The sequence below is a fragment of the Heyndrickxia ginsengihumi genome, assembly GCF_011008565.1.
In the GTDB taxonomy this organism is placed as follows: Bacteria; Bacillota; Bacilli; order Bacillales; family Bacillaceae_C; genus Weizmannia; species Weizmannia ginsengihumi.
The window spans coordinates 35,609-41,825 of record NZ_JAAIWK010000031.1; the positions used below are offsets into that span (position 1 = coordinate 35,609).

The following is a 6,217-nucleotide window of genomic DNA, read 5'->3' on the forward strand; positions in this document are numbered from 1 at the left end:
TGAAAGAATGGAACCTAAATGGCTTTATTGGGCAAAGAAGCTTCAGGCCATTTCACAGGCGGGGTTAGCCTATGCAAAAGATGTTAATGATTTAGAACGCTTAGAGCTTATTCGCAATATTAGTGTTGAAATGTTGTCGCAACAAACGAATGTTGAAATGTCTGTCATAAAAGACTTATTTGCAGGTGAAACCGGGTATGCAACACCAAAAGTTGATATAAGAGCGGTTATATTTAAGGACGAGAAAATATTAATGGTAAAAGAAAAGAGCGATGGTAACTGGTCATTGCCTGGTGGCTGGGCTGATATTGGATTAACTCCTAGTGAAGTCGCTGTGAAAGAAGTAAAGGAAGAATCGGGGCTTGAAGTAGCATCGAGTAAATTGCTTGCGGTTTTCGATAAAAAATGTCATGCACACCCTTATTCTCCTTATGCTGTATATAAACTTTTTATACAATGCGAATTAATCGGGGGACAACCACAGGCAGGGATCGAAACGGATGCAGTTCAATTTTTTTCGAAAGATGCGTTACCGCTATTATCAATTACTAGAAATACAATAACGCAAATAGAAATTGCCTTTAAACATTTGCAAAACCCGTTAGAACCCGTTGATTTTGACTAATTAGGTATGTTCCTTCATGTGATTTCAGTGAGAAGATGTCTTTAATTTTTCTTTATTATATTGAAAGGCATACAAAATCACAGCTCGTATGAAGTCAATTACTAAATATTGAACTTTTGTCAATTTTACTAAAGATAAAATTTTAAATCGTTTCATATATTTTAACCCGCCAAAAATAAAGACAATATGAAGAAGTGTATTTGAAATTAAAAATATTCGTAATTTACCATATGTTAGTTTGAGCATCCATAAACTAGTAATAAAATAAGGACCAAGATTAAAAATATCGAAACTGTCCAATGGTGGAATTCCTTTATAAAACCGCCACCATTTTTTCTTTTCACCATATACATCCAACACTTTAGTAAGACCGCACATAAAGGTGGCAGCTGTAACATATTTTTTAAATGCTTGCTTACCTAATAATGGCAAGGTTAACCATGAGAGAATAAAGATGGCAATTAACACGATTTTTGAGCTTTTCACTTTGCACCTCCAATATTTGTAGGGTGTGTAATTTTTATTAAAATATGTTCTAGTGGCAATGGACCTTTTAAAAATCGATTCACATAAAAAAAGCACAAATAACATGAATTTGTGACCTTTGGATTCAACAGCCTATTTAGCATTTGAATGAACTCTTTTCCTTTGAATCGAGTGAAAACATGCTTGTATTTTTTCTTGAATATATTGAAATCCATATAGAATCAATGCTCTTGCTGCATCAATTAATAAATACTGGACTTTTGTTAGTTTTACTAACGATAGAATGTTAAGTCGTTGAATATATTTTATTCCATGGAAAATAAATAAAATATGAAGTATTGTATTTGACATAAAGTATTTTGGGAATTTGCCATATGTTAATTTGAGCACCCACAAACTAGTGATGAAATACGGACCAATATTAAATATATCCATACTGTTTAATGGGGGAATCCCTTTATAAAACCGCCACCATTTTTTTCTTTTTCCATATTCATCTAAAACCTTTGTTAAAATGCACATGAATATTGCAGAAGGAAGATATTTTTTGAAGGCCTCTCGACCTAATAAAGGCAAGGTTAACCACGAAAGAACAAAGATTATAATTAAAATGAGCCTTGAGCTTTTCACTTTCACACCTCCATAACGATAGGATGTGTAGTTTTTATAAAAATATTAAAATAATGGATCTGATTTTACATTAACAGTCGACGAGAAATAAAAAAAGTCAAAAACTAAAAAAACGTTTGTAACTAAAAAATGCCCCAGTTGTATCTATAACAAGTAGGCTGTTATTCGAAAACTGGGGAGGATGAAAGGATATAAAATCTACATGCGTTTTTTCTAATTTCCTGAAATAATGTTGCAATTGAATCATTATATTTAAGTCGTGCGGATCAATTACGAGATATGGACGCATCATATCTTCATATCATGATCCTCATGATCTAAAATATGGCAATGCCCAACATACTGCCCGGCAAATGGAAAAAATCTCATCATTACACAGTAATTTGGGCAGATGATGCTACAACAGTGTCTTGCATCTGCGTTCATTATGTTTACAATAAGGGCCTGTTTGCATAAAGTCATTTGTAAACCATGCTTCAGGATACCCGTCGCTATCCGATTGTGTTTCGCTTCCATGTACATGTACGACTGTTCGAACTTCAGGAAGATCTCCGAATTGATTGATCCACTGGCAGGAGATGCCGCTGTGGAAGGTTATTTGCCCATTTAACCTTGATTGGTTTTCCTTTTTCCACATCAAATAGTGGGCCAGGATAGCTACCATTATATCCCCATAACTGTGTGAGTGGTAAATCCCTGTGTAATTTTTGTCTAAACTGTTCAATCGTGACGGCTTGGTTTTTACGTTTGAAGAATTGGCAGTGTTTCAATAAATTTTTCTAATAATATGTTCACATCTTCAGCTCCTGTATGTAGTATTTTTTTATTACTAATTCCTTTTTATGAAGAAGGCAGTTCCCTAATCGGCCATTCAAAAAGCTTAGGCAATATATCCTAAGCTTTTGTATATCATTATGAAAATGGATAGATGTAATAAGTTAAAATACTAACAATAATGCCTGTTATAATTCCAAAAAATACTTCAGCGGGCTGATGACCTAGTAATTCTTTAAGTTTTTCTCTAGACTCTGTTTTCTTTAAATTCGGGTCTTTTAACGTTTCGATTAAGCGATTGAAATCAGCTAATAATTTATTTAACACTTCAGCGTGATACCCTGCATGGCGCCGAACCCCTGTAGCATCATGCATAACAATCATTGAGATGACAATACAAATGGCAAATTCATTTGAATAAAATCCTGATGTTAATCCGATTGCTGTCGTTAATGCGATAATCGTCGCTGTATGGGAACTTGGCATTCCCCCAGTACTGAACATCAATCCCCATTTTACTTCGCGTGTATTGAAGAAGTGAATAGGGATTTTTACAAACTGGGCTATTAACATCCCTAAAAGAGCGGCTAAAATTGGATAGGATAATAGCATATTGTCCTCCTATTTAATTATTGTTGTTCTTAGATTATGAAAAACCTTTGTATTCAAAACCTGTCCAGAAATATTTTTTATTGGAATTCATGGCACTGTTCATTCCATTTACATTAACGCTTTTGAAAGTGCGAAAAACTTAATAAAGACAAGAGTTTCTTGCTTTCGACAAATATGTTGTATGGTAAAATATACATAAAGGAGGATGAGAAAATTGAAAAATAACAATAAATTAGTTATCGTCGGTGTCGGTCACGTCGGTTCGTATGTGCTTGCGGATGCGATGAAATTAGGTCTATTTTCAGAAATTTCCGTAATAGATATTAACAAAGAGGTTGCCTTTGGAGAGGCGCTAGATCAGGCGCATGCAACCGCCCTTACATATATGACAAATACAACTGTAAAAGCGGGAGATTATTCAGAGTGCGCAGATGCAGATGTAATTATTTGCGCAGCAGGTCCAAGTGTATTGAAATCATCTGAAGATGAGATGCCTGATCGGGCATTATTGGCAGTTAAAAATGCCGCTGTTATTCGTGAAGTGATGACCGGTATTACTGCCTATACGAAAGAAGCCATTATTATTATGATTACGAACCCACTAGATACAATGGTATACATCGCTGAAAATGAATTTAATTATCCGAAAGGACGAGTATTTGGAACAGGAACAATGCTAGACTCCGCACGGTTGCGCTATGTAATAGCAAATAATTACAATATTGATCCAAAAAGTGTAACCGGTTATATGATGGGAGAACATGGACATACAGCTTTCCCGGTATTCAGTCGCTTAAATATTCAAGGATTTGGTGAAAAAGAATTAGATCAAGTATTTAAAGGAAAAGAACCATTGCACAGGGAAGAAATCGGAAAACAGGTTGTTAAATCTGCTTTTGATGTTTTAAATGGAAAAGGATGGACAAATGCAGGAATCGCTCAAGCTGCAGTTACTTTAGCGAAAGCAATTATGTTAGATGAACATAGTGTTTATCCAATTTCAACCACACTGCGCGGGCAATACGGATATGATGGGGATGTAGCTTTCAGTATGCCTTGTATAGTCGGACGGAATGGGGTAGAAAAGCAATTAGAAATTTCATTAGATGAACAAGAAACTGAATGGCTTCATAAATCAGCGAAATATATTCAAGAAACGATGAAAGTTGCACAGACAGGAAAAGAATTTATAAAGTAAGATCAATAACAGGTGTATTAAAAATCAAAAAGCTGGCTCTATTGTAAAAAATAATGGAAATCTAATTCAATAGAGCTAGTAATCTTACAAACAAAGAACAGATATCAGAAATATCTATCTAATTACAGTATGTGCTAAAAACACAATGTATTCCTTTCAATTATGCACCTAAGTGAACATATGTTCTGTTGTAACGACACAGCAAAAGGAAGATGAGAATAATGGATACGAATAAAAGAGAAAGTACAGGCTTTTTGATTAAACAGCGTGCATTTTTGAAATTATATATTATCACAAATATTGAAAATGGTCGTTGGTACGGATTAAAATTATTAGATGAATTGAAAAAGGAATTTAAACCGCTTGGGTTTGAACCTCAGCATTCAGAAGTATACCGTGCTCTACATGAACTTGAAGATGAAGAAGAAATATTAACGAAGGGGAAAGTGAAGGTTGCAGGGGCGAAGCGTAAAGAAGTTGTTGTTTATAAAATAAAGGATCACGAAAAAGCGCAAGCCTATAAAAAGTTAGTAAAAACAGATTTGGATCGGTGCGTTAAACTACTGCAAAAAGCACTGAAAGATAACTTCTAAATTATTACAGTATTTCTACAATATAAAAATTAACAAGTCCTGTTTTAAACGGACTTGTTTTTATGTGTGGAAGGCATTGCGGATAAGTGGAGTCCAATGCTTCAAGAGAAAACGACTAAAATAAAATTGGAAAATTTATGTTTTAAAAAGCATTTTAAACGAAAAATTATCGGACTTTTGTCGTATTTACGATTTTTAAATCGAAAAATTTCGGTTTGCCATGTATAATAAGTATTTGAAACAATCTATTCTAAATGAAGGAGGACGTTTTAATGGAATGGACATTAGCCATTTTGTTTGTGGTATCAGCATTGTTGTTTATCATTTCGATGTCAAAATCCGGACGAGCTTCTAAAGAGAAGCAAAATGAAATTGATATGATCCATATGGCTGTCATGAACGAAATCAATGATGTGAAAGAAACAATCCGAGACATTGAGCTTGATATAGAAATTGTGTCGAAGGAAGCAGGCGTTCAAATTTCCTCACAAGAAAAACTGTTTCTTCGTGAAATACTAGACTTATATAAACGCAATTACTCAATTGAAAGCATTGCGGATAAAAAACAGGTGTCAGCGAGTGAAATTAAACAGTTACTAACTCCTTACCTGACATCAAAGGATGAAAGGAGAAAAGTTGCAGATGAGATTTAACTTATTGAGCAGCTTTGCAGCAGGAGTTCTTATTGCAACAGCGATTTGTGGTGGCGTCTACTTTTCTAGTGACCATGGTTCGTCTAAAAAAACTGATAAAACAGTTGAAAGTAAAACGCAAACTGCAGCGCAGCCTTCTGAATCAGAAATGAAAAATAAACTTGCATCTGCAGGATATGTCGTTCAAACGAAAGCTGAATATGATAAACATATAGCTGACGCAAAAACAGCCTCACAAAAATCTGCTTCATCTAATGATAAATCAAATAAAGTTATTTACCGAGTAGTGTTTAAAGTAACAGATGGTATGACTAGTATTGATGTCGGTAAATTACTTGTTAAAGCTAAAATTATTGATGATGCCTTTAAATTCTCAAAAGATGTAGAAAATAAAGGGATAGAAAATAACTTGCGTCCTGGTACATATGAAGTAGATAGTGAAATGTCATATAACCAAGTCATCTCAACGATTTTCAAACCTTAATGTACAATTCGACACTATCATACTATTATTTTTCTATTAGAAAGAACCCCGTAAATGTAACTTTGAACTGCCCCCTGTCAAGTAGACAGTGGAAATAATAAAAATGATTTAAGCGGCTTTAGCTCTATATTCCATCGGGCTAAGGCCGTTTAATCGTTTTTG

Annotated in this window: 8 protein-coding genes and 1 pseudogene; 5 read left to right on the forward strand and 4 right to left on the reverse strand. The window is 34.3% G+C overall.

Going from position 1 to position 6,217, the window contains the following annotated elements; translation table 11 throughout:
- Positions 1-7: 7 nt before the first annotated feature.
- A complete protein-coding gene (locus G4D61_RS15500) occupies positions 8-625 on the forward strand; it encodes an NUDIX hydrolase (protein WP_163174301.1) in 618 nt (205 codons plus the stop codon).
- Positions 626-649: 24 nt separating this feature from the next.
- On the opposite strand, the gene G4D61_RS15505 is transcribed toward G4D61_RS15500, so the two are convergent.
- From G4D61_RS15505 to G4D61_RS15520, 4 genes and pseudogenes are all read right to left on the reverse strand, one after another.
- A complete protein-coding gene (locus G4D61_RS15505; RefSeq protein WP_035353679.1) occupies positions 650-1,111 on the reverse strand; it encodes a hypothetical protein in 462 nt (153 codons plus the stop codon).
- 132 nt (positions 1,112-1,243) lie between these two features.
- Positions 1,244-1,741 carry a hypothetical protein gene (locus tag G4D61_RS15510; protein WP_025730776.1) on the reverse strand — a complete coding sequence of 166 codons (498 nt, stop codon included), beginning with the start codon at positions 1,739-1,741 and terminating at the stop codon, positions 1,244-1,246.
- 439 nt (positions 1,742-2,180) lie between these two features.
- Positions 2,181-2,466, reverse strand: a pseudogene (locus G4D61_RS15515) (multicopper oxidase domain-containing protein); the annotation flags it as partial.
- 187 nt (positions 2,467-2,653) lie between these two features.
- Positions 2,654-3,127 carry a divergent PAP2 family protein gene (locus G4D61_RS15520; protein WP_025730772.1) on the reverse strand — a complete coding sequence of 158 codons (474 nt, stop codon included), beginning with the start codon at positions 3,125-3,127 and terminating at the stop codon, positions 2,654-2,656.
- Between the two features lie 214 nt (positions 3,128-3,341).
- Between G4D61_RS15520 and G4D61_RS15525 the strand changes: the two genes are divergently transcribed.
- The 4 genes from G4D61_RS15525 to G4D61_RS15540 all read left to right on the forward strand — a co-directional run bounded on the left by G4D61_RS15525 (position 3,342) and on the right by G4D61_RS15540 (position 6,055).
- Complete coding sequence (locus tag G4D61_RS15525; protein WP_371316483.1) at positions 3,342-4,325, forward strand: L-lactate dehydrogenase; 984 nt, start codon at positions 3,342-3,344, stop codon at positions 4,323-4,325.
- A 221-nt stretch (positions 4,326-4,546) separates the two neighbouring features.
- Entirely contained in the window at positions 4,547-4,918 is a 372-nt protein-coding gene (locus tag G4D61_RS15530; RefSeq protein ID WP_025730768.1) for a replication termination protein, read from the forward strand.
- A 272-nt stretch (positions 4,919-5,190) separates the two neighbouring features.
- Positions 5,191-5,571 (forward strand): hypothetical protein, encoded by a 381-nt coding sequence (locus G4D61_RS15535; RefSeq protein ID WP_035353670.1) that lies wholly within the window; start codon positions 5,191-5,193, stop codon positions 5,569-5,571.
- The gene (locus G4D61_RS15540; protein WP_025730765.1) at positions 5,561-6,055 is read left to right on the forward strand and encodes an aminodeoxychorismate lyase; all 495 of its coding nucleotides are present in this window, start codon (positions 5,561-5,563) and stop codon (positions 6,053-6,055) included. Before G4D61_RS15535 ends, G4D61_RS15540 begins: the two co-directional genes overlap by 11 nt.
- The last annotated feature ends 162 nt before the right edge of the window (positions 6,056-6,217 follow it).